The sequence below is a fragment of the Draconibacterium orientale genome, from assembly GCF_900111425.1.
Taxonomy (GTDB): domain Bacteria; phylum Bacteroidota; class Bacteroidia; order Bacteroidales; family Prolixibacteraceae; genus Draconibacterium; species Draconibacterium orientale.
The window spans coordinates 115,041-137,029 of the sequence record NZ_FOHT01000002.1 but is presented as its reverse complement, the minus strand read 5'-3'; the positions used below and the strand labels follow the sequence as shown (position 1 = coordinate 137,029).

General features: G+C 41.7%; 21 protein-coding genes and 1 tRNA gene. 6 read left to right on the top strand and 16 right to left on the bottom strand.

Going from position 1 to position 21,989, the window contains the following annotated elements:
• The first annotated feature begins 134 nt into the window (after positions 1-134).
• Entirely contained in the window at positions 135-1,223 is a 1,089-nt protein-coding gene (locus BMW53_RS02095; RefSeq protein WP_038557535.1) for a mannose-1-phosphate guanylyltransferase, read from the top strand.
• 128 nt (positions 1,224-1,351) lie between these two features.
• Here BMW53_RS02095 and BMW53_RS02090 read toward each other — a convergent pair whose 3' ends face one another.
• The 5 genes from BMW53_RS02090 to BMW53_RS02070 form a co-directional block, all read right to left on the bottom strand.
• Positions 1,352-4,795 carry an efflux RND transporter permease subunit gene (locus tag BMW53_RS02090; protein WP_051567731.1) on the bottom strand — a complete coding sequence of 1,148 codons (3,444 nt, stop codon included), beginning with the start codon at positions 4,793-4,795 and terminating at the stop codon, positions 1,352-1,354.
• A 26-nt stretch (positions 4,796-4,821) separates the two neighbouring features.
• Entirely contained in the window at positions 4,822-5,943 is a 1,122-nt protein-coding gene (locus BMW53_RS02085) for an efflux RND transporter periplasmic adaptor subunit (protein WP_038557536.1), read from the bottom strand.
• A 23-nt stretch (positions 5,944-5,966) separates the two neighbouring features.
• Positions 5,967-7,310: a TolC family protein gene (locus BMW53_RS02080; RefSeq protein WP_038557537.1), complete on the bottom strand. Its 1,344-nt coding sequence runs from the start codon at positions 7,308-7,310 to the stop codon at positions 5,967-5,969.
• The gene (locus BMW53_RS02075; RefSeq protein ID WP_038557538.1) at positions 7,294-7,920 is read right to left on the bottom strand and encodes a TetR/AcrR family transcriptional regulator; all 627 of its coding nucleotides are present in this window, start codon (positions 7,918-7,920) and stop codon (positions 7,294-7,296) included. Before BMW53_RS02075 ends, BMW53_RS02080 begins: the two co-directional genes overlap by 17 nt.
• A gap of 192 nt (positions 7,921-8,112) precedes the next feature.
• The gene (locus tag BMW53_RS02070; protein WP_038557539.1) at positions 8,113-8,784 is read right to left on the bottom strand and encodes a 2-C-methyl-D-erythritol 4-phosphate cytidylyltransferase; all 672 of its coding nucleotides are present in this window, start codon (positions 8,782-8,784) and stop codon (positions 8,113-8,115) included.
• A 53-nt stretch (positions 8,785-8,837) separates the two neighbouring features.
• On the opposite strand from BMW53_RS02070, the gene BMW53_RS02065 reads away from it, so the two are divergent.
• The 4 genes from BMW53_RS02065 (at position 8,838) to BMW53_RS02050 (ending at position 12,080) form a co-directional block, all read left to right on the top strand.
• Positions 8,838-9,491, top strand: coding sequence for a DUF2461 domain-containing protein (locus BMW53_RS02065; RefSeq protein ID WP_038557540.1), 654 nt, complete (start codon positions 8,838-8,840; stop codon positions 9,489-9,491).
• A 373-nt stretch (positions 9,492-9,864) separates the two neighbouring features.
• Positions 9,865-10,563, top strand: a complete 699-nt coding sequence (locus BMW53_RS02060; RefSeq protein ID WP_038557542.1) for a DUF5020 family protein — start codon at positions 9,865-9,867, stop codon at positions 10,561-10,563.
• Between the two features lie 21 nt (positions 10,564-10,584).
• Positions 10,585-11,877 (top strand): NCS2 family permease, encoded by a 1,293-nt coding sequence (locus BMW53_RS02055; protein WP_038557543.1) that lies wholly within the window; start codon positions 10,585-10,587, stop codon positions 11,875-11,877.
• A gap of 128 nt (positions 11,878-12,005) precedes the next feature.
• Positions 12,006-12,080: transfer RNA gene (locus BMW53_RS02050), tRNA-Val, on the top strand.
• Positions 12,081-12,135: 55 nt separating this feature from the next.
• On the opposite strand, the gene BMW53_RS02045 is transcribed toward BMW53_RS02050, so the two are convergent.
• Positions 12,136-13,050 carry a nuclear transport factor 2 family protein gene (locus tag BMW53_RS02045; protein ID WP_038557545.1) on the bottom strand — a complete coding sequence of 305 codons (915 nt, stop codon included), beginning with the start codon at positions 13,048-13,050 and terminating at the stop codon, positions 12,136-12,138.
• A gap of 369 nt (positions 13,051-13,419) precedes the next feature.
• Here BMW53_RS02045 and BMW53_RS02040 point away from each other — a divergent pair, with 369 nt between their 5' ends.
• Positions 13,420-14,229 carry a ThuA domain-containing protein gene (locus tag BMW53_RS02040; protein WP_081804806.1) on the top strand — a complete coding sequence of 270 codons (810 nt, stop codon included), beginning with the start codon at positions 13,420-13,422 and terminating at the stop codon, positions 14,227-14,229.
• 53 nt (positions 14,230-14,282) lie between these two features.
• Here the strand turns inward: BMW53_RS02040 and atpG are convergent, their stop codons facing one another.
• The 10 genes from atpG to BMW53_RS01990 form a co-directional block, all read right to left on the bottom strand.
• Positions 14,283-15,158 (bottom strand): ATP synthase F1 subunit gamma, encoded by an 876-nt coding sequence (gene atpG, locus BMW53_RS02035; protein ID WP_038557547.1) that lies wholly within the window; start codon positions 15,156-15,158, stop codon positions 14,283-14,285.
• 74 nt (positions 15,159-15,232) lie between these two features.
• A complete protein-coding gene (gene atpA, locus BMW53_RS02030; RefSeq protein ID WP_038557549.1) occupies positions 15,233-16,810 on the bottom strand; it encodes a F0F1 ATP synthase subunit alpha in 1,578 nt (525 codons plus the stop codon).
• A 30-nt stretch (positions 16,811-16,840) separates the two neighbouring features.
• Positions 16,841-17,386: an ATP synthase F1 subunit delta gene (atpH, locus tag BMW53_RS02025; RefSeq protein WP_038557551.1), complete on the bottom strand. Its 546-nt coding sequence runs from the start codon at positions 17,384-17,386 to the stop codon at positions 16,841-16,843.
• Positions 17,387-17,388: 2 nt separating this feature from the next.
• Positions 17,389-17,883, bottom strand: coding sequence for a F0F1 ATP synthase subunit B (locus tag BMW53_RS02020; RefSeq protein ID WP_038557553.1), 495 nt, complete (start codon positions 17,881-17,883; stop codon positions 17,389-17,391).
• Positions 17,884-17,949: 66 nt separating this feature from the next.
• Positions 17,950-18,213 carry an ATP synthase F0 subunit C gene (atpE, locus tag BMW53_RS02015; RefSeq protein ID WP_038557555.1) on the bottom strand — a complete coding sequence of 88 codons (264 nt, stop codon included), beginning with the start codon at positions 18,211-18,213 and terminating at the stop codon, positions 17,950-17,952.
• An 18-nt stretch (positions 18,214-18,231) separates the two neighbouring features.
• Positions 18,232-19,386, bottom strand: coding sequence for a F0F1 ATP synthase subunit A (gene atpB, locus BMW53_RS02010; protein ID WP_038564347.1), 1,155 nt, complete (start codon positions 19,384-19,386; stop codon positions 18,232-18,234).
• A 218-nt stretch (positions 19,387-19,604) separates the two neighbouring features.
• The gene (locus BMW53_RS02005) at positions 19,605-19,985 is read right to left on the bottom strand and encodes a hypothetical protein (RefSeq protein WP_038557557.1); all 381 of its coding nucleotides are present in this window, start codon (positions 19,983-19,985) and stop codon (positions 19,605-19,607) included.
• On the bottom strand, positions 19,986-20,234 hold the full coding sequence (locus BMW53_RS02000) for an AtpZ/AtpI family protein (protein ID WP_074780139.1): 249 nt from the start codon (positions 20,232-20,234) through the stop codon (positions 19,986-19,988).
• On the bottom strand, positions 20,197-20,610 hold the full coding sequence (locus tag BMW53_RS01995) for a bactofilin family protein (RefSeq protein WP_038557559.1): 414 nt from the start codon (positions 20,608-20,610) through the stop codon (positions 20,197-20,199). Before BMW53_RS01995 ends, BMW53_RS02000 begins: the two co-directional genes overlap by 38 nt.
• Before the next feature lie 130 nt (positions 20,611-20,740).
• The gene (locus BMW53_RS01990) at positions 20,741-21,739 is read right to left on the bottom strand and encodes a beta-ketoacyl-ACP synthase III (protein ID WP_038557562.1); all 999 of its coding nucleotides are present in this window, start codon (positions 21,737-21,739) and stop codon (positions 20,741-20,743) included.
• Between the last annotated feature and the right edge of the window lie 250 nt (positions 21,740-21,989).

Genomic DNA, 21,989 nt, shown 5'->3' with positions numbered 1-21,989 from the left:
AAATTACAACTTAATAACCGGAAACAAAATTTTTATGAATTTGAATGGGGCTGAGGCAACAATAACAAAATAATTCCGTACTTTCAAAGTTACAATCTCAGGATTAATCAATTTAAGGAACAAAACACAGACAGATGGCTAACAATTTTTGTGTGATAATGGCAGGTGGCGTAGGAAGTCGATTCTGGCCACTAAGCCGCACAGCACGACCAAAGCAATTTTTAGATATTTTAGGAACAGGAAAAACATTTATTCAACAGGCATACGAGCGGTTTCAGGAGATCGTACCCAAAGAGAATTTTATTATTGTTACAAACGTATTGTATAAAGATCTTGTAAAAGCGCAGCTTCCCGAGCTTAGCGATGAACAGATTTTGCTTGAACCCCTGCGGCGCAATACCGCACCGTGTTTGGCTTACGCTGCCAATAAAATTGCAGTTGTCGATCCGGAGGCCAACATTATTGTAACGCCGTCTGATCATTTTATTCTGAAAGAAGAGGCGTTTAAAAAGCAAATCCGGAACGGCTTGGATTTTGTTACTGAAAAACCGGCGCTGCTAACGCTGGGAATAAAGCCCAACCGCCCCGAAACCGGTTATGGTTATATTCAGGTGAAACGGAAAAAGGAGTTTAATGACCTTGACAACCTGTATAAAGTAAAAACCTTTACCGAGAAGCCCAACCAGGAAATGGCGAAGGTTTTTATCGAAAGCGGAGAGTTTTACTGGAACTCGGGAATTTTTATTTCGTCGCTGTCAACCATGCTCGAATCGTTGCAGCAACATCTCACCGAAATTGCCTTGAAATTTGAACATGGCCGCAGCAAAATGAATACAGCAAGCGAGGAACCTTTTATACGGAAAACCTATTCGGAATGCCAGGCCATATCAATTGATTACGGTATTATGGAAAAGGCAAAAAATGTGTATGTGTTAACGGCCGATTTTGGCTGGAGCGACCTGGGAACCTGGAGTTCGTTATACGAAAACAAAGATAAAGATGAACAGGGCAACGTAATCAGGGCCGATAATGTAATGCTGTACGATACCGAAAACTGTATTGTAGATATTTCGAAAAACAAGATGGCAGTAATACAAGGCCTCGATGGTTTTATAATTGCCGAACGAAACGATACCTTAATGATTTGCCGCCGCGAAGATGAAGATCAGATAAAGAAATTTGTTACCGATGTTCGTATTCAGAAAGGCGATTCGCTGGTTTAGTAGTAGAAATTAATGGCACACAGATCGAGGATCTGGGCAGCGATAATCAGGGTAATCCGCAAGAAATTTATAAAAATAAAAAACGGGTAGTCAATAATGGCTACCCGTTTTCTGTTTAAAGTATCGGTTTATTGCAGTACTTCTGCTTTCTTCAGCCTGTTGTCTTCCGGTAAATTACCGGTCCATTTTTTAATCGCGTAATTAATCCGGATGGTAATCATATACATTACCGGAGAAAGTAACAGCGTTAAGAAAGTGGCAAAGGTAAGACCGAAGATTACCGTCCACGACATTGGCCCCCAAAACGCTACACTTTCGCCACCAACCGATATTTGCGGATCGAAACGCGTGTACAGCGTAAAGAAGTTAAAATTTAACCCGATGGCCAGTGGTAGCAAACCCAGCACTGTGGTAATTGCGGTTAGCAATACAGGGCGTAAACGGGTTTTTCCGGCTTCTACCAGTGCATCAATCTGCACTTGTTTGGGTAAAAAAGCTTTTTCAGAATAGCCCAGTTCTTCACGTTTGCGTTTTCGGGTCAGGTCGATGTAGTCGATCAGTACAATACCGTTGTTCACCACAATTCCTGCCAGCGAAATAATTCCAATACCGGTCATAATTACCACAAATTCCATTTGGAAGATTCCCAAACCAAGGAAAACGCCAATGGTGCTGAAAAGTACGGTGGCAATAATAATTGCCGGGCGGATAAACGAGTTAAACTGCGTAACCATAATAATCATAATCATGGCTACGGCAATAATCAATGCATAAATCAGGAACTCCATACTTTCGGCCTGCTCCTGCTGCTCGCCCGAGAATTCGAAAGTGTAGCCCTCGGGCATTTCATAGTCTTCAAGCAATTGTGCAATGCGGCTGTTAATTTCGTTGGCATTAAAACCTTCAACAACTCCCGATGTAATGCTGATTACCCGTTTATTGTCGATACGGCTGATTTTATCATACGAAGTGGAATACTCGAACGATGCTACCGACGAAATGGGGATTTTACTTCCGTTAACCGGAATTTTCTGGTTCATTAAAGTAGAAACATCGTTGCGGTATTTTTCATCCAGGCGAACAAAAATATCGTATTCGTCCTCGCCATCTTTAAACTGGCTGGCTTCGTAACCATAAATCGAGTTACGGAAAGCCATGGCAATTTGCTGGGTGGAAAGTTCGTACAAACGTGCCTGCTCGCGATCAACCTGGATAAGCATTTCGGGCTGGTTGGTATTAATGTTCAATTGCAGCTCATCAATTCCGGGAATGTTGTCTTCTTCAATTATCCGCATAAAATCGTCGGTAATCCGGATTAACAGGTCAAACTCATCGCCCGATACATCAATACTAACCGGATCTCCTGTTGGTGGCCCCTGGTCGTCTTTCTTTACAAAGATTTTAGCCCCAACAAACCCGTCGAGGTTTTTGGCAATATCCTGCATTATTATCGATGTACTTATGCCATCGCGCAGCTTGTATTCAACAAACGAAACCGATGTGAGCGACTTGTTCGGGCTTTCTTCATTACTGTCGAACGTGCCGCCGCTCATTCCAACACCAACATTGGTGGTAACCGATTTCACAATGTGGTTAACCGGTTTAATGGTTTCTTTTATAATTCTTTCCACTTCGCGCGATACTTCGTCGGTTTTCTCGATTGAAGTTCCCAGTGGCAATTCCATGGTTACGTAAACTGTTGTGGGGTCAGTATCGGGGAAAAACACGGTTTTGGGATTGCTCCCGAAATAGAAGCCCACCGAAAAGAGCAGTAACAAAAATGTTCCACCGAAGTAAATGTAGGGCCATGGGCCTTTTAGCGCATGTCTCAGCTGCCTGGTGTACATGTGCTCGAGCCAAACCAGAAATTTGGTTTGGAACCAGCGGGCTGCCGGACGTAAAACAAACAGGTTGGCAACCATTAAAAAGGCTACTGTTGCCAGTAGGTTCCCAAGCAGGAAAATCCGGGTTACGTAGAATACCACTGAAACTCCGGCAAAAACAGCTGCATTGCGCAACACTTTTTTTGCATTCATTTTCCGGTTAATGTCATCCACTTTCATAAAGGACGAAATAAATGCCGGATTAATAATCAGCGCCACAAACAGCGATGAGGCCAGTACCACAATTAATGTTCGCGGTAATATTTTCATAAACTCGCCAATAATACCTTCCCATGCCAATAGCGGGAAAAATGCGGCAAGTGTTGTTAATGTAGATGAAATAATGGGAAAGGCAATTTCGCTTACCCCTTGTTTGGTTGCTTTTTGCAGTGGATTTCCTTCGCTAAAAAGCCGGTACACATTTTCAACCACTACAATGGCGTTGTCAACCAACATACCCAGTGCGAGAATTAGCCCGTAAAGTACCATGGAGTTGAGTGTAATGCCGCTTTGTTGCAGAATAACAAACGACAGGAACATGGACAAGGGAATGGCCAAACCGGCAAAAAGTGCATTGCGGAAACCCAGGAACAAAAACAGCACAAAAGTTACCAGTATCATCCCCAGAATAATACTGTTTTCGAGGTTCGATATGGTATCTTCAATGTAGTGGGTCATGTCGTCGGTAATAATAATATCAAGGTCTTTGGGGATTTGCCCGCGTGCTTTTAGCTGGTCAATTCCGTTGAGTACATTCTGCGAAGCCGCAAGTATATTTTCGCCCGATTTTTTGGTAACCGACAAGGTAATTACCGGCTGGTCGTTAAGGCGGGCAATGGTTGCTTGTTCTTTATACCCGTCAACAACAGTGGCAATGTCGCGTATGTACACCGGTTTACTCTCGTTTACCTTTATTATGGTGTTGGCAATCTGGTCGATACTGGTGTAATTGGCATCGGTGCGAATGGTACGGCGGGTTTGGTCGGCAGTAAACTGGCCGGCTCCCATACTGATATTTTCCAGCTGAATGGCAAAAGCCACATCTTCGAACGTTAGTCCAACAGCATCGAGTTTATACGGATCGACATTGATTTGTATCTCGCGCTCTTCGATACCCCGGATGTTGGCTTCCGAAATTTCCCGGTAGCCTTCAAATTCATCCTGTAATATTTCGGCATACTTTTTCAGGTCGCGCATGTTGTATTCGCCCGAAACATTTACGTTCATTATCGGGAATTCCGAAAGGTCGAAATCGGTAACATACGGATCGCTGGGCAAATCGCCTGGTAATTCCGATTTTGCCTGGTCAACCCGGTCTTTGGTATCCTGCAAAGCCTGTTTTATGGTAACATTTGTATTGAATTCTACAATAATAGTACTCACATCCTGGTACGATGCCGAGGTTACTTCTTTCACCCCTTTTAGCCCTTTCAGTTCTTTTTCAATGGGGCGGGTACACAGGTTTTCAATGTCAACCGGCGAGTTCCCGGGGTACAATGTTTGAATAAAAATGTAGGGAACCACAATCTCGGGCATAGCCTCGCGGGGCATTTGCTGGTACGAGAAGATCCCGAATAAAACCAGTAGTGCCGTAAAAATATACACCGTGGTTTTATTCTTTAGCGCAAGAAAGGTTGGTTGAAACTTGCGCGTTATTTTAGATTTATGTTTTTCAGTTTCTTTCTCCATTTTGAAGAATTTTTTTTGATAGGTGTTTAATTGATCTTAACGGCTGTTCCGTTAACAACCTGGTTGTAGCCTTCGGAAATAACCTGTGTTCCGGCAGTTAATCCGTCGGTAATTTCGGTCATGTTGTTATTACTAACGCCTGGTGTTACATAAACTTTCTTAGCTACATTTTTACCGCCGTTATTTTCAATAATATACAGGTAGTGGCCTTTAAAATCTTCTTTAATATAAAGCGAAGGCACCACAATAGCCGAGTCGTTTACATAGTCGCGCATTGAAAGAATAGAAACCAGGTTTGGTTTGATCATATTCGTTGGGTTGCTAATATTAATACGAACGCGGAATGTGCGGTTATTCGGATCGATGGTATTCCCGATCTGGTTAATCGTTGCATCAACAGTTTTGTTTAAGGCCGGGAAACGAATTTCAACATTGTCGCCTTTGTGTACTTTGGTAATGTACGTTTCCGAAATTTCGCCGTAAATTTTAATGTTGCTCGTGTTAATCACCTTGGCAAACGGAGTTTGCGGACTGCCAATGTTTCCTTTCTTTTGGTAAACAATGTCGACCACCCCGTTGATAGGCGATTTTACCTCGGCCATTTCAATTTGGGTATTCAGGCTGTTAATTCTTTTCTCAAGGCTCTCTTTGTTATTTTTGGCTTGCAGAAATTCCATTTCAGAACCAATATTCTGGTCCCACAGGTTTTTCTGACGCTCGTAATTTGTTACGGCCAAATCCAACTGCACCTGCAGCTCTTCAACCGATCGTTCCAACACATCGGTATTAAGGCGGGCCAAAACCTGTCCTTTGCTTACCTGTTGTCCTTCAGTAACCAAAACTTCTTTTATAATACCTGCCGATTCAGGGCTTACATCTACATCCTGCTCGGCTTCTACTTTTCCGGTTACTTCAATAAAGTGTTCAAACTTTTGGTTTTCAAGCGTGTTGGCTTTAATGTTAACCAGTTCTTCGGTTTCGTTGGCGCTAAGTTCCATTTCAAGTACATGAATTTGTTGCTCGAGCGTGTGAACCTGCTGCTTTAGTTCCTGCAATTGTTTTCGTTTGGCGGCGTCGTCGGTAACGTTTGTGTTTCCGCAAGCCGAAACGATAAGGGCGGTTGTTACTATGAATAAAATCTTTTTCATTTTATGTGTTTTTTTGTTTTCGTTTATAATGCGCCGGCGGCTTTTTTCAGATTTAAATCGGCTTGCAGCAGCGCTAATGTTGAAGTTACCAATTGTTGCGAAGTGGTTATGTACTGTGTTTCCTGCTGGGTAAGCTCGGCACTGCTAACCATTCCGTTATTGAATTTTATTTGTGTTTTATCCAAAATGCTTTTTGCCAGGTCGCGGTTTTCGTGTGTGTTTAAGTACTGTTCGCGTGCTGTTTCCATTTCAGCCGATGCCGTTAAATAATCTTTCTGAAGTGTGATTTCGGCGTAGCGCATATCGTTTTTTGCTTTGTCGAGTTCAATGCGGGCCTGTTGTACTTTAGCGCGTTTATTGCCTGAATTGAAAATGGGAATGGCTGCCTGAAATCCGATCAGCGACGATGGGAACCACTCTTCTTTAAACAGGTTGGCTTTGTTGCCATACGAGGTTCGCGTGTAGCTGTAAAATGCATCGAAACGAGGCAGATAGGCGACTTTTTCCAGTTTGTACAATTTTTCAGAAACCTTAAAATTCGACTGGGCCAAACGGTAGTCGATGTGGTTGATCAGGTCAAGATCGATGGAATTCAACTCCTGCACCAATGGCGAAACGAAAATATCCAGGTCGTCAACTAATTCAATCTCCTGATTCAGATCGTAGCCCATGGTATATTTCAAAACCGTTTTGGCAATTATCAGTTCTCTTTCCGAGCGGATTACCTCGTTTTCGGCATTTTTTTGCAGTATTCTCAATTGGTCAACATCTTGCTGTTCGCGAAAACCGTTTTCGTAATACACCTTGGTTTCTTCGTACAAGCGTGTACTGTTTTCGAGGCTTTCAAGCATAATCTCGCGATAGCGTTGGCTAATTAGCACGGTGTAATAGGCCTGTGCCACCGCGCTGCGAATGTCGATCTCCGTTTTTTCGTTGGCTTGTTTGGCCAGGTTTAAATACAGTTCGGCCGAGCTTACTCCAACAATCCACGAACCATCGAAGATTTGTTGCGATACGCTGAATCCGAAATCGGCACTGTAGTCTTGTCCAAATTTTACAGGAATGTAAGTTCCAGGGTCTTCTCCAAAAAATTCACCGGGAAGTAAGGAAACCGGTAGGTTCAGAAATGCACTGTAATTGGCTGTTCCCGAAACCTGTGGCAATCCGGTAGTGATGGTTTCCCAAACTTGTTTTTGGGCAATGGTTACATCTTGTTTTGTATTGAATAAAACATACGAGTTTTGCATGGCATATTGCGTGGCCTGATGGAGCGAAAACCGGGTGGTTTCTTGCTCCTGAGCTTTCAGCGACAGTCCCACAACTGACAAGAATAAAAACAAGATGATTTGTTTAATTTGTTTCTTCATACTGAACTTTGTTAAGTTGTTTTTTATAGTATTTTATTCCTTTATCGGTGCAAATGGCATTCATGTGGTAGTCCATCATGCTATCGAAAAATGGGAGCGAGTTTACTTCGTACTCTTCAAAAATTCCACAATCCGGATTCATGGTGTACAACATTCTTCCCACCTGCAGTTTGGCAATCAGGTACGGATCAAGGTCGGTGCGATACAGGTCTTGCGCCATTCCCAGTTTCAGATTGTCGATAGTGTTGGTAAATATGCGCTTGCGTTTTACCTCGTTAATCTTTTTATATAGTTTGGGATAATACTTTTTCAGATCCTTTTCAATACCATTATTATAGAACTTATAAATAAATGCCATATGTTTGCGAATGAGAAGAATGCTGTCGATGGCATTTTTGTCATCCAACTGCTTAAATGTTTTTCCACTTTCGTCGATAAAAAACTCGATAACCTGATTCACCAGGTCTTCCTTGTCGGTAAAATATTGGTAAAGTGTTTTTTTCGATATTCCAAATTCGGCAGCCACGGTGTCCATGGTTACCGCACGTATGCCTTTTTTAAAATAAAGATGGCCAACGTTTTCTATGATATATTTTTTCTTTTCTTCCACGTGGCAAAAGTATGCTTAATTTTCCGGGAAACTTTGTTCGGACAAAAAGTTTTTACATTTCGGTGTGTTTAAACTTCCCATAACTATAGACTTTTGAGTAGTAAAATAGTTACACAAAACTATTTCATTTCGGAAAGTTTCCGTGGGTTTAATCGGTGAGTGGCGAATATTTACCACTAAATGCCGATTTTCCTATTGTGGAAAAAGAAAGGTTTTGGCGATGATAAGATCCTGGGGCCAGGTAATTTTTATGTTTTCGCGGTTGCCGCTAACCAGTTGGATTTTATGTCCGGTGTTTTCAAGTACTGAAGCGTCGTCGGTAAAATTTTCGTGCTGAGCCTCCTGATACGCCTTTTTTATTGTTTGTACATCAAATGTTTGGGGTGTTTGCACCAAAAAGTATTTGCTTCGGTCAACAGCTTTGTTGCCGTTTTCATCCGCATAACGAATCGATTCCGCCGGAGGAACAACCGGCAAAGCGTTGCCCCATTTTTTAGCTGTGGTAAAACAATGATCTATGGTTTTCCGGGTAACAAGCGGCCGAACACCATCGTGGATAAAAACAATGCCATCATCGTTAATTTCTGCGAGCCCGTTTTTTACCGATTGAAAACGATTTTCGCCTCCAAAAGCAAGTTTGTACGGTGTGTTGAATGCATGTTTTTTGCAAAGTTTCTTCCAGTGCTCAAGCTGTGTTTCGGGTAAAACCAGCACAAATTCAATGTCGGGGTCGAAACGTAAAAAGGCTTCAAAAGTGTATAGCAGAACAGGCTTTCCCTCAATTTCGAGAAACTGTTTTGGAACGGAAGTCCCCATTCGGTTTCCGCTTCCACCTGCAACAATTAGGGCAAACTTTTTTAGCATCAATTCTGTTTTTTGTTTACATTGAAAGCTAAAATAGTGCAAAATATTCTACAATGGAGAAAGTTCTTGGATTTTTGAAGCAGCTGGAAGAAAACAACAATCGCGAGTGGTTTAACGAGAACCGAAAATGGTACGAGGAAAGCAGAGAAAAGTTACTTTTTCTTACCGATGTGCTGATTAATGAGATTGGCGAATTTGATTCGGCAGTGCGGGGATTACAACCCAAAGATTGTGTTTTTAGAATCTTTCGCGATGTACGGTTTTCAAAAGATAAACGCCCATACAAAACCAATTTTGGCAGCTTTATTTGTAAAGGAGGCCGGAAAAGTATGAACCCGGGGTATTATTTACATATCGAGCCCGGTGCTTGTTTTATTGCCGGAGGAATATATATGCCACCGGCACCGGTGTTAAAATCGATACGGAATTATATGGCCGATCATGCCGAAGAGTTTCTGGAAATTTGCAATGAGCCCGGTTTTAAAAAACAATTTCCGGAAATGTTTGACGATAAATTAAAACTGGCGCCAAAGGGGTTTCCGAAAGATCATGAACACATTGATTTGCTGAAATACAAATCGTATATTTATTCAAAACAGCTGGGAGACAGGCTGGTATCCGGAAATGGCTACATTACAGAAGTGGTACAGCTTTACGAACAGCTTTATCCTGTTAATGTATTTTTATACGAAGCATTGGCGGAGTAATTATTTTTACTGCATCTTAATAAAGTTTGGCCGGGTTACTTTTTAAGCTTCTGAAGAATATATATAATATAAGACCCTTATTTTTTATCTTCCCGATTTCAATGAAATGCCCTGGTCGTTCTGACCGGGGTTTTCTTTTTTATTTATAACGTTTCAATTCAGAGGGTGTTAGCCTACTTTGTGTTTCGTAAAAACGAAACTTTAATTATTTTAGCAGCTGCTAAATATCAATTCTTTTTATTTAATAAGTAGGAAGTGAGTTTAATTTGCAGTGACTGAGGATGAAGGAACAGTTCGAATCTGAACTTTTACACAACTGGTTTTACTGAATATTAGGTTTCATTTCAAAACAAAAACCAAAATTTTTAAACAAATGAAAAAAGTTTTACTTGCAATTGCATTTGTTGCATTTGTTTTTGGCGTTAATGCACAAAATGTTCAATTACATTACGATTTCGGTGATGGCCGGAAAATGCTAACTTCAACAGTAGAAATGTTCCGTCCCGATGCTTACGGATCGACTTTCTTTTTCATCGACATGGATTATGGTGCTGATGGAACAGGAATCGACAATGGTATTTCATTAGCTTACTGGGAAATTGCACGTGCTTTTAAATGGAACGAAACCCAGAAATTTATGCCACGTGTTGAATACAACGGCGGAACAATGAGTGTTGCCCCGGAAGCTTGGATTCCTATTGAAAACTGCTGGCTGGCAGGTGTGGAACGTACCTGGGCTTCGGCTGATTTCTCGAAAATTTTAACCCTGCAAGCCAACTACAAGAACATTAAAAATAAACTTGAAAACGGTACAAAAAATCAAAACTCTTTTCAGTTAACAGCTGTATGGACCGTGCAAATGGCAGAAGGTAAATTTACTTTTACCGGTTTTGCTGATTTCTGGAAAGAAGAAATGTACTGGGGAACTGACTATCGTTTCTTAACCGAGCCTCAATTGTGGTACAACCCATGTAAAAACTTCTCGTTTGGTACTGAAATCGAGTTAAGCAACAACTTCGTTGGTGATGAGTTTGCTGTTAAACCAACGTTAGCAGTAAAATATACTTTCTAAATTCAATAAAAAAACTGAATAATGCTGAACAAGTTTTTTAAACTCGAAGAGAATAAAACAAACGTAAAAACGGAGATACTTGCAGGAGTAACTACGTTTATGACTATGGCCTATATTCTGGCAGTTAACCCGGATATATTAAGTGCCACAGGAATGGATAAACATGCGCTGTTTACTGCAACTGCCTTATCGGCTTTTGTTGCAACCTTGGTTATGGCTCTGGTAGCCCGGTTGCCATTTGCCCTTGCCCCGGGAATGGGACTGAATGCTTTCTTTGCCTTCACCGTTGTTTTGGGAATGGGACATTCCTGGCAGTTTGCACTCACTGCAGTTTTTCTTGAAGGGGTAATTTTTATCCTGCTTACTGCCTTTAATATTCGCGAGTTAATTGTAAATGCAATTCCTCTTCCGCTAAAACATGCCGTTTCTGCTGGTATCGGATTGTTTATTGCGTTTATCGGACTTCAAAATTCCGGTATTGTAATAAATAATGATGCGACTTTGGTTGGTTTAGGCGATATGGGGTCGCCAGCCGTACTTATCGCTTTATTCGGAATTGTGCTTACAGCAGTTTTGTTGATTCTGAAAGTTAAAGGTGCTCTATTGATTGGTATTTTTGCAGCAACTATAGCCGGAATTCCGTTTGGAGTTACTCACATGCCCGAAGGACATCTGGTAGATGTACCACCGTCGTTGTCTCCTATTTTCATGAAATTTGAATTTAGCCAGATTTTCACGCTGGATATGCTGATTGTACTGTTTACTTTCCTTTTTGTGGATATGTTCGATACAGTAGGAACACTGGTTGGCGTGTCGTCAAAAGCAGGGATGTTGGATGAAGAAGGAAAAGTCCCACGCGTAAAACAAGCACTTTTTGCCGATTCAATTGGTACTTTCTTTGGTGCGATTTTCGGAACCAGTACAGTTACTACTTATGTAGAGAGTGCATCGGGTGTTGCCGAAGGCGGTAAAACAGGATTAACTGCATTATCTACCGCTGTATTGTTCTTTATTGCTCTGTTCTTTGCACCATTGTTTACCATGGTGCCTGCAGCAGCAACAGCACCAGCATTAGTTTTGGTTGGTTTCTTTATGATGTCGCCAATCCTTAAAATTGATTTTGAAAATTATACCGAATCTATACCGGCGTTTATTACAATAATTGCAATGCCACTTACTTATAGTATTGCTGAGGGTATTGTTTTTGGTATGCTTTCCTATGTATTGTTGAAGGTTTTAACCGGAAAAATGAAAGATATTTCAATCGTAATGATTGTACTGGTGATTTTGTTTGTTATCAAGTTTCTTATTTAAGCGAGATATACAGTAAATAAAACGAGAAAGAGACATTTAGCGATGTCTCTTTTTTGTTATTTTTATGTCCTCTTCAGGAGGAATTAGCTCAGCTGGTTCAGTCCGTTAGCTGACGGATGACAGGGTAGGGGTCGTTAGTTCAGTTGGTTTAGAACGCATGCTTGACAGGCATGAGGTCGGCAGTTCGAATCTGCCACGACCCACAAAAAAAGGAAGCAATCCTCACAACTGCTTCCTTTTTTCGTCTAATAGATTGTATTACTCTGTTACGTGATTAGTGCTAAAATAAGCCATTTCGCGGATGATTTTTCCGTCATCATTAAATGAATGAGACAGCATTAAAGGCATCTCCACTTTTTTACCACTTTCTTCATCGGTGTACGAATAATTCCACCACGAATAAACTACATATCCATTATTCAGTTCGTAGAAAATACAATCGGGGTAACCAACCTGCTCGAAGTGGATATCTTTTCGGGTGGCAAAATGGTCGGCAACATCCGCAGCTCTTTCTTCCAGGTTCATAGTTACATCGTAGCCACCGGGCAAACTACTGAAAATGGCATCTTCAGTGAAGAAATCTTTGAAACCTTCTACATCTTCAGCAACATAGGTATTCAGCAATTTTCTTACCGTGGCTATGTGAGGATGGTTAATATACACCTGCCCATTTTCGCGGGTTGTTTGAGCATCCCTAATGTTCTCGAAAACATTATTGTTATAATATTGAAAAAAGGCAGCTATTTTTCCATCGTCGTTGAAGGCGTACAGGCAGTGCATGTGCAAATCCAGGTTTATGCCGGTTTTTTCGTTTGTTCCGGTGAGCTGCAACCAATCCTGAACCCACATTTTTCCGTCTGGGTATTCAATTGCATCGGGATACGAACCCGGTGAATCTTCAACGTTAAAATTCACAAAGTTATTGATCCAGTAACTCGTGTTTTTACTAAAGTTTTCAGCCGAGGTTTCCCAGTCATTACCGTTCCGAATAATCAGCACCGAGTCGGCAAAATAGGTTTTTACTTTTTCGGCATCGCCTTTTTTAACGGCATCCCAAAAGCCTCTTGTTGCGTCAATGGTTTCGTGTTCGTTAAACACGGTACCATTTTTTTTCTGAGCGACTGATGTACTTGCAAGGAGGGTTAAAATTAGCAATACAGCAAAATTTTTCATAATGTAATCTTTAGTTAATTGTTTTGAAAAATCTGGCTATAAATCACTTAACTCAATGGGTATGTCTATACAATTTACGCAATACTTCGTTAAAATGAAAATGAAAAAAATGGTAAAGCGCAGAAATACAGCATGATAGTGGGCTTTGGGGAATTGTTATTTGGTGTGGAGGCAAGTCAAAATATTGATAGTAAGCATTATAAAAGAAAAAAGGGTCTGAAAATATAAAAAGGAAATTCATCATTTTATTTTTCTCCAACTGACTTTTTCTTGTTATGCGCTGTAACTTGAAAAGTGTATAAGTTGGTTTTCGATTTTATATTCCAACATTTTCGTTTATTTTGGGCGAAGTATTAAATCAACTAAACTATGTTACACAAGAGTAGAAGGAATTTTATAAAAACTGCCGCTTTGGCCGGAGCTGGTTTACTATTCTTAACTCCAAAAAGTTATGCCGTGGAGAAAATGCAAAATAATAACTCGTTGAAAGGAAAGAAAGTACTTTATGTTTATGGTGGTTGGAGTGGTCACGAGCCACAACAATCGGTCGACGTATTTGTGCCATGGCTAAAATCAGAGGGAGCAGAGCTTACGGTGTCGGACAACCTGGATAGCTACCTGGATGAAGAATTAATGGGATCGGTTGATCTGATTATCCAAAGCTGGACGATGGGAACCATCACCAACGAGCAGGAAAAGGGCCTGTTAAAAGCCGTACGAAACGGAGCCGGTTTTTCGGGCTGGCATGGCGGTATAGGCGATTCGTTCCGAAATAATACCGAATACCAGTTTATGGTTGGCGGGCAGTGGGTCGCGCATCCAGGTGGTGTTACTGATTATTCGGTGCAAATTACCGATAAAAATGATCCGGTAACAAAAGGAATGGATGATTTTAAAATGCATTCGGAGCAGTATTACATGCATATCGATCCGAATGTAAAAGTGCTGGCGACAACAGAATTTACTGCTGAACATGCCTCGTGGATTGATGAATGTGTGATGCCGGTTGTTTGGAAAAAATACTATGGTAACGGACGTATATTTTACAGTTCGTTGGGACACGTTATGACTGATTTTGAAGTGACGGAAGCGCTGGAAATTATGAAACGCGGAATCCGTTGGGCTGCCGAAAGTAAATATTCTCCAAAAGAAACGTGGGTGAGCCCGGTTTATAAATAGAAAAACCGCTCTTCTTTCAAAGAACGGTTTCCTAATATTTTTATAAAAACGAATTATCCGTTTAATGCTTCGGCACCACTTACAATTTCCAGGATTTCTCCGGTAATTGCTGCCTGACGTGCTTTGTTGTATTCCAAAGTAAGCGAACCAATCAATTCGGTAGCATTATCCGTTGCCTGATGCATTGCTGTCATTCGGGCACCGTGCTCGGCTGCATTCGAATCGAGCAAAGCTTTGTAAAACTGAATTTTTAACGAACGTGGAATCAATTCCCGGATAATGTGCTCTTTTGATGGTTCGTAAATAAAATCGAAGTTGCCATTATCTTCACCTTCTTCCATTTCAACCGGGAGAAACTGCTCGGCAGCCTGTACCTGAACGGCGGCATTTTTAAACTGGTTATATACCAATTCAATGCGGTCGTAATGTTTGTCGGCAAACGATTTCATACACTCTTCGGCAACTCTCGAAACATTGTCAAAAGTTAGCTCATCAAATAACTCGTTTTCGTCGGCCACAACCTTGTAACCACGGTGTTTTAACTGACGCGCTCCCTGTTTCCCGATGCACATAAAATCAAGGTTTCCCAATTGCAACTGTCGTGCATATTTTGTATTGGCTACCTCAATGGCCTTCTTGGAGATATTGCTGTTAAAACCACCACACAAACCGCGGTTTGATGATACCAGAATCAAAAGCACATTTTCAGGCATGCGAGATTGTGTATAAACCGAATCTTCCACATTCTCGAGGCTGGCACTCAGCGAAGTTAGTATCTCGTGTAGTTTTTCGGCATACGGTCTGATCTGCAAAATAGCATCCTGTGCTTTTTTTAATTTGGCAGCCGACACCATTTTCATGGCACTGGTTACCTGCCGGGTTGTTTTTACCGATGCTATCCGTGTGCGTATTTCTTTTAATCCAGCCATATCTTATTGATTGAAGGATTGATTTGGAGAAAGACTGAATTCAATCCTTCACTCCATCAACATATCAGTCCTTGTTATTTGTATTTCTCTGCTGTTTCAGCAGCTACTTTCCGAATTGTTTCCTCAATTTCAGGAGTAAGTTTTCCGGCTTTCAGTTCATCAAGAACCGGGCGGTGCGACATTTCCATTGTTTCCAGGAAATTGGCTTCAAACTCTTTCACCTTATCAATTGGTACACTACGAAGCAGCTCGTTGGTTCCGCAATAGATAATAGCTGCCTGATGCTCCACCTTTACCGGAGAATACTGTCCTTGTTTCAGGATTTCCACGTTTTTACGCCCTTTGTCGAGTACGCGCATGGTAGCGGCATCCAAATCGGAACCAAACTTGGCAAAAGCTTCCAGTTCGCGGAACTGTGCCTGGTCGAGTTTTAATGTACCCGATATCTTTTTCATCGATTTAATCTGTGCACTACCACCAACTCGCGATACCGAAATACCCACGTTAATCGCCGGACGAATACCCGAGTTAAACAGGTTCGACTCCAGGAAGATCTGTCCGTCGGTAATTGAAATTACGTTGGTTGGAATATAGGCTGAAACGTCGCCGGCCTGTGTTTCAATAATAGGAAGTGCGGTTAACGAACCACCACCTTTTACTTTGTCTTTCAAACATTCCGGTAAGTCGTTCATGTCTTTCGCAATTTCATCCGATTCGATGATTTTTGCAGCACGTTCCAACAGGCGCGAGTGCAAATAGAAAACATCACCCGGATAAGCTTCACGGCCCGGTGGACGACGAAGCAACAGCGACACCTCACGATACGAAACGGCTTGTTTCGAAAGGTCATCGTAAATAATTAATGCATGGCGACCGGTATCGCGGAAATATTCGCCGATGGCAGCACCTGCATATGGTGCGTAAAATTGCAATGCAGCAGGATCGGATGCCGTTGCCATAACAATTATCGAATAGGCCATTGCACCGGCTTTTTCAAGCGTTGCTGCAATGTTGGCAACGGTAGAACCTTTCTGCCCCACAGCAACATATATACAGTAAACCGGATTTCCCTGTTCGTAGAATTCACGTTGGTTAATAATGGTATCAATAGCTACTGCCGTTTTTCCTGTCTGACGGTCGCCAATAATCAATTCGCGTTGACCACGACCGATCGGAATCATGGCATCAACAGCTTTCAATCCTGTTTGCAACGGTTCTTTTACAGGCTGACGAAAAATTACACCCGGCGCTTTACGTTCCAAAGGCATTTCGAAAAGTTCGCCGGTAATTGCACCTTTTCCGTCAATGGCTTCGCCAATGGTGTTAACCACGCGTCCGAGCAGGCCTTCGCCCACGTTAATCGATGCTATACGACGTGTACGTTTTACGGTATCGCCTTCTTTAATTTCTTCTGTAGGACCTAAAAGCACAGCACCAACATTGTCTTCTTCAAGGTTTAACACGATCCCTTTCATGCCGTTTTCGAATTCGATCATTTCGTTCGATTCAACGTTTGAAAGTCCGTAAATACGGGCAATACCGTCACCAACCTGTAGTACGGTGCCAACTTCTTCCAGTTCGGCTGCCGATTTAAATCCTTCGAGTTGTTGCTTCAGAATTGCAGATACTTCAGCAGGTTTTATACTAGCCATGTTTTATTATTTTTTGCTTGTCGCTTTCGTTTATAATTCGGTTTCTAACAAGGTTTGTTTCACCTTGCGTAATTGGGTTGCCACGCTGGCATCGTACTGTTTGTCGTCCATTCGCAATACCAGACCTCCAAGAATTTCGGGATTAACCTGGGCCGCCAACTCAATAGTAGCATTCAGCTCTTTTCCCAACAGTGCTTCCACTTTTTTTAGAGTTGAGGCATCAACCTCGGAAGCTGTTGTAAGAACTGCCGATTTAATATTGAGGTCTTTTCGGGTGAGATCGAGAAAATTGCGGCAGATGCCCGGAATGTGTACTTCGCGTTTGTTTTGAACGATCAGCAATAAAAAGTTAAGACTGATCGCTTCAATTTTACCTTCGAAAATACTTTTTACCAAGGTTGCCTTTTTTGATGATTTTACGATCGGGCTTTCCAGCAAAAGAATAAAATCTTTCGATTCTTTGCAGACATCCATTACCAACTGGATATCGGTTTTTAGTTTGTCAAGCAGGTTTTTCTCTTTAGCTGTTGAAAAGAAAGCTTTGGCGTATCGTACAGTTATTGCGCTCTGGTCCATACTTAATTCAGCTTGATGTCGTCGATTAATCCGTCAACCATTTTTTCCTGTTCGCCTTTGTTGCTTAACTCTTTGCGAATCACTTTTTCAGCAATGCTTACCGAAAGTTCGGCCACTTGTTTTTTGATATCGTTTATGGCGGCTGTTTTTTCAGCTTCGATTTGCTGACGTGCCTGAGCAATGGTTTTTTGCGCTTCTTCGCCGGCTTTTTCTTTGGCTTCGGCAACAATTTTATCTTTTAGCTCTTTGGCCTCTTTCAGAATCGCTTCTTTTTCGCGGCGTGCTTCAGCAATAACTTTTTCGTTATCGGCTTTTAGCCCGGCTACTTCTTTTTTAGCCTCTTCGGCCGAGTTTAAAGCAGTTGCAATTGAATCTTCGCGCTCTTTTAAAGCGGTAAGAATTGGTTTCCACGCAAACTTCTTTAAAACAAAAAATACGATTCCAAAAATGATGAGCATCCAGAAGATGGTGCCCGGATTCGGCATTACTAATCCCATGATCTAAAATTTTAATGGGGCAACGGCATCCCGGGCAATCCCCGGGATGGCTGCCAAAGTTTTTTGCTATACAAAAACGATTAGGATACAAACAATTACTGCGAAGAATGCAACACCTTCGATAAGTGCTGCCGACACAATCATGTTCGATCTGATGTCGCCGCTTGCTTCCGGTTGACGGGCAATAGCTTCCATGGCACTGGCACCGATTTTACCGATACCCATACCAGCTCCAATTGCTGCTAAACCTGCACCAATTGCTGCTCCCATTTTACCAACCGACGCACCGGCGGCCGCTTGTAGCAATACTGTTAAAATAGCTGATAACATAGCTTTTAATTTTAAATATTAATGATGGTCTGCTGTCGCCATTCCGAAATAGAGTGCCGACAACAGCGTAAAAACATATGCTTGAATAAATGATACCAAAACATCGAGCAGCAAAATGAACACCGAGAACAGAATGGAAATAGGACTTGCTCCTAATCCAACTGCCGGGCCAAACAAGCTGCCGAATACAAAAATAAGGCTCACAAACACCATTACAATAAGGTGGCCCGCCATCATGTTGGCAAAGAGCCGGACCATGAGAACAAATGGTTTTGTAATTACGCCCGAAAGTTCAACGATAGGCATTAACGGAATGGGGAACTTTAACCACCACGGAACGTCCGGGTTGTAAATTTCTTTCCAGTAATGTTTGTTACCGTTAATGGTTGTTATTGCAAAAGTGAATAAAGCCAGTACCATTGTAACCCCAATATTTCCTGTAACATTGGCTCCAAATGGCGGAATTGGAATCAATCCCATGAAGTTGTTGATCAGGATAAAAAAGAACAGGGTTAACAGGAAAGGCATGAACTTTTCGTATTTGTGTTCGCCAATGGCCGGTTTTGCCACTTCGTCGCGAATAAAAAAGATGATTGGTTCCAAGGCATTTTGTACGCCCGTTGGCGCTCTCCCTGTGTTCTTTTTAGCCAGCTTAGCCGTTGCAAAAACCAGCCACAATAAAATAACTACCGATGCCAAAATGCCGGCAATTGTTTTTGTGATTGAAATATCGATGGGTGTTCCAATTTCGAGTCCTGCAGCATCCAGCTCAACTACTTTTCCTTTAAATTCCTCGCTTTCCGAAATACGGAAACCTTTGTAAGCACTGTGTCCGTGGTGAAATTTCGACGACATAAACACATGAAAAGCTTGTCCGTCGTGTAATTCAGGCTGTTTGCTGTAAACGATTATCGGAAGAGGAATGCTGATGTGCTTATCGCCAAACGATGTAATGTGCCAATCGTACGAATCGGAAACGTGGTCGATCACAAATTCTCCGGCGTTAAATCCTTCTTCAGCGTGCGTGTCTGAGGCATGTGCCTCAATTTCTTCTGAATGACTTTCTGTTACGTGTGTCTTTTCTTCTTCGTGCCCTTGTTGGGCCTGAAGCTGGCCATAACCTGGTAATAAAAAGGCAAAGAATAAAAAGACGGCTTTAGTAAGCTTAAGCATGGTTAATTCAGTTTTTCTTTGTTTTAACTTGTCTATAAACACTATAAACAAACGCTTCTCGATAAGAATTTTGTCAGATTGTTAAAACGAAAATTCTGTTCTCAGGTTCACAAATTTATAAGATTTTTTGGTCCGTGAATGGAATTTGATATTTTTCATTTAATAATTAACCATGTTTAAAAACCTGTTTTTGCGTGAAGAAGAGGAGAGCCGGAGTTTTACTTTTTCTCAGAAGACTTTGTTGACTTGGTAATCTCGGTTACTTCAAAAAAGGTGTAAAACAGGTAAAGCAGCATTAAACAGATAACAAACGGAATGGCGTTTTCTTTGTCAACGGCAATATAAACAAGGGCTACAAGCGAATACAAAACGAGTTTGAAAAATGTAACAAGCATATTGCTACGGGTAAATTTGCCGATATCCTTTTGGGCCATTTTAAGCTGGTAGGCATGAATGCTGATTGTAACCAAATAGAAGAAAAGTAAAAGGAAGGGAAGTATTGGTAAATAGAATTCGGGTAACGCCAGCGAAAAGACCAGCCAGCCAGTTAAGGCAATAGCCAGGGTTATTCCGGTGAGTTTTACAATGAAAGGTTTCATTTACTTTTTCGTTTTTTTCGATTTATTATCCGGGGTCAACAAATTTTTTACGCCATAAATAATAGATGCAATTACTCCAAAAATAACCAGTGCAAGCGTAAATCCTTTAAATTCGTTATCCATCCATTGGTCGATTTTGTAGCCCAAAAAGGTAAATCCTCCGATAATGGCCATCATCTCGAATCCGAGGCTGGAATAACGAATAAACGAATTAGTTTTTCTGGTTGTATAAGGTTTTTTCCTTTGCATCTTCTTTTGCAGGAGCACTGCTTCCTCCCATGGCGCAGGTACCGGTAAAAGTTGCACCGGGTTCAACGGCCAGTTTTCCGGCAATAATATCGCCTTCAATTTTTGCCGAGGCTTTCATATTCAATAGCTCATCAACAGTAACTTTGCCTTTTATAAAACCCGCGATCTCAACATTATTGCACTTTACTTTGCCATCGATTCTGCCTTTAGGGCCGATAACAACCCGGCCTTTAGCTTCCAGATTGCCAATTAGCTGGCCATCAATACGAATATCGCTACTGGCTGCAATATCGCCTTTAATAATGGTGCCTTCGCCTAAAATATTGATTGCCTGATCGGGGGTTTCGCCAAACGTTCTTGTGTTTTGTTTTGCCATGGTCCCTAACTTCTTTACTGTCCTTAAAAATTGGGTGCCTGAAGATACAACAAAATGCATCTTCAGCAAAAAAATAATTATTTAGAATCCCACAAACAGAACGGCAAAATCTGACATCTATTGTTTGCTCTTATTTCGGATCGTAAGCCCATTTTAAGTAGGTGCTTCCCCAGGTAAATCCGGCACCAAAAGCTGCGAGTATAATGTTATCGCCTTTTTTCAGTTGCTTTTCGTAATCCCACAAACAAAGCGGAATTGTAGCTGCTGTGGTATTTCCGTATTTACGGATATTGATCATTACCTGTTTTTTGCTAATGCCCATTCGGCGGGCGGTAGCTTCAATTATACGCATATTGGCCTGGTGCGGAACCAGCCACGCAATATCTTTGGCGCTGATGTTGTGCTTTTCCATAATTTCAACCGCTACATCGGCCATGCTCGATACGGCAGCCTTAAAAACGGCTTGTCCTTCCTGATAGAGGTAGTGCTCTTTGTTTTTTACGGTTTCCTCGGAGGCTGGTTTTAACGATCCGCCGGCTTTTATGTGCAGGTGGTGGCGCCCTAAACCATCAACGCGGTTAATGTAGTCGATAACACCAACATCTTCGGTACTTGGTTCAACCAGAACGGCTGCTGCGCCATCGCCAAAAAGCGGGCAGGTGGTGCGATCCTCGTAATTAATTATGGACGACATTTTTTCGGCGGCAACGATTACCACTTTTTTGTAGCGCCCCGATTCGATGAATTGTGTTGCTGTTGAGAGGGAAAAAATGAATCCGGAGCAAGCGGCATTTAAATCGAAGCTCCAGGCGTTGTGAATATTTGTTTTGTGTGCAATAATGTTGGCAGTTGCCGGAATGTTCATGTCCGGGGTAATAGTAGCGCAAATCAGCATGTCAACTTCATCGGGCGATGTGCCGGTTTTTTCCAGCAAATTCTCCACTGCACGAGCTCCCATGTCGCTGGTTGCTTTCCCTTCTTCCTTTAAAATCCTTCGCTCCTTAATCCCGATACGTTGCATGATCCACTCGTCTGAGGTGTCAACCATTTTACTGATTTCTTCGTTTGTTAACCGGTATTCCGGGAGGAAGGCTCCAACTCCTGTAATTGCTGCCCTGATGTTAGCCATTATTCAAATACTAATTTTTGTTTACTGAAAATAAAAGTTGTGGTGTTTTTTTTTACCGGGGTTAAATGTAGAGCGATTTACAGGAGACAGCAAAGAAATGCCAGCAGATATGGTATGGGAAGGTGAAAAAATGTTCTTAAAGGCAGAACTATTTATAACATCGTTCGAAAAATCAGAAAATAGGAAATGCGGGCGGGTGTTTACAAAAAATCCATCTTCGGAACTTGCCAAAGATGGATTTTTGTTAGTT

Coding starts and splice junctions, on each gene's coding strand:
- BMW53_RS02095 (WP_038557535.1), top strand. CDS start 135: ATGGCTAACAATTTTTGTGTGATAATGGCAGGTGGCGTAGGAAGTCGA.
- BMW53_RS02090 (WP_051567731.1), bottom strand. CDS start 4,795: ATGGAGAAAGAAACTGAAAAACATAAATCTAAAATAACGCGCAAGTTT.
- BMW53_RS02085 (WP_038557536.1), bottom strand. CDS start 5,943: ATGAAAAAGATTTTATTCATAGTAACAACCGCCCTTATCGTTTCGGCT.
- BMW53_RS02080 (WP_038557537.1), bottom strand. CDS start 7,310: ATGAAGAAACAAATTAAACAAATCATCTTGTTTTTATTCTTGTCAGTT.
- BMW53_RS02070 (WP_038557539.1), bottom strand. CDS start 8,784: ATGCTAAAAAAGTTTGCCCTAATTGTTGCAGGTGGAAGCGGAAACCGA.
- BMW53_RS02065 (WP_038557540.1), top strand. CDS start 8,838: ATGGAGAAAGTTCTTGGATTTTTGAAGCAGCTGGAAGAAAACAACAAT.
- BMW53_RS02060 (WP_038557542.1), top strand. CDS start 9,865: ATGAAAAAAGTTTTACTTGCAATTGCATTTGTTGCATTTGTTTTTGGC.
- BMW53_RS02055 (WP_038557543.1), top strand. CDS start 10,585: ATGCTGAACAAGTTTTTTAAACTCGAAGAGAATAAAACAAACGTAAAA.
- BMW53_RS02045 (WP_038557545.1), bottom strand. CDS start 13,050: ATGAAAAATTTTGCTGTATTGCTAATTTTAACCCTCCTTGCAAGTACA.
- BMW53_RS02040 (WP_081804806.1), top strand. CDS start 13,420: ATGTTACACAAGAGTAGAAGGAATTTTATAAAAACTGCCGCTTTGGCC.
- atpG (WP_038557547.1), bottom strand. CDS start 15,158: ATGGCTGGATTAAAAGAAATACGCACACGGATAGCATCGGTAAAAACA.
- atpA (WP_038557549.1), bottom strand. CDS start 16,810: ATGGCTAGTATAAAACCTGCTGAAGTATCTGCAATTCTGAAGCAACAA.
- atpH (WP_038557551.1), bottom strand. CDS start 17,386: ATGGACCAGAGCGCAATAACTGTACGATACGCCAAAGCTTTCTTTTCA.
- BMW53_RS02020 (WP_038557553.1), bottom strand. CDS start 17,883: ATGGGATTAGTAATGCCGAATCCGGGCACCATCTTCTGGATGCTCATC.
- atpE (WP_038557555.1), bottom strand. CDS start 18,213: ATGTTATCAGCTATTTTAACAGTATTGCTACAAGCGGCCGCCGGTGCG.
- atpB (WP_038564347.1), bottom strand. CDS start 19,386: ATGCTTAAGCTTACTAAAGCCGTCTTTTTATTCTTTGCCTTTTTATTA.
- BMW53_RS02005 (WP_038557557.1), bottom strand. CDS start 19,985: ATGAAACCTTTCATTGTAAAACTCACCGGAATAACCCTGGCTATTGCC.
- BMW53_RS02000 (WP_074780139.1), bottom strand. CDS start 20,234: ATGCAAAGGAAAAAACCTTATACAACCAGAAAAACTAATTCGTTTATT.
- BMW53_RS01995 (WP_038557559.1), bottom strand. CDS start 20,610: ATGGCAAAACAAAACACAAGAACGTTTGGCGAAACCCCCGATCAGGCA.
- BMW53_RS01990 (WP_038557562.1), bottom strand. CDS start 21,739: ATGGCTAACATCAGGGCAGCAATTACAGGAGTTGGAGCCTTCCTCCCG.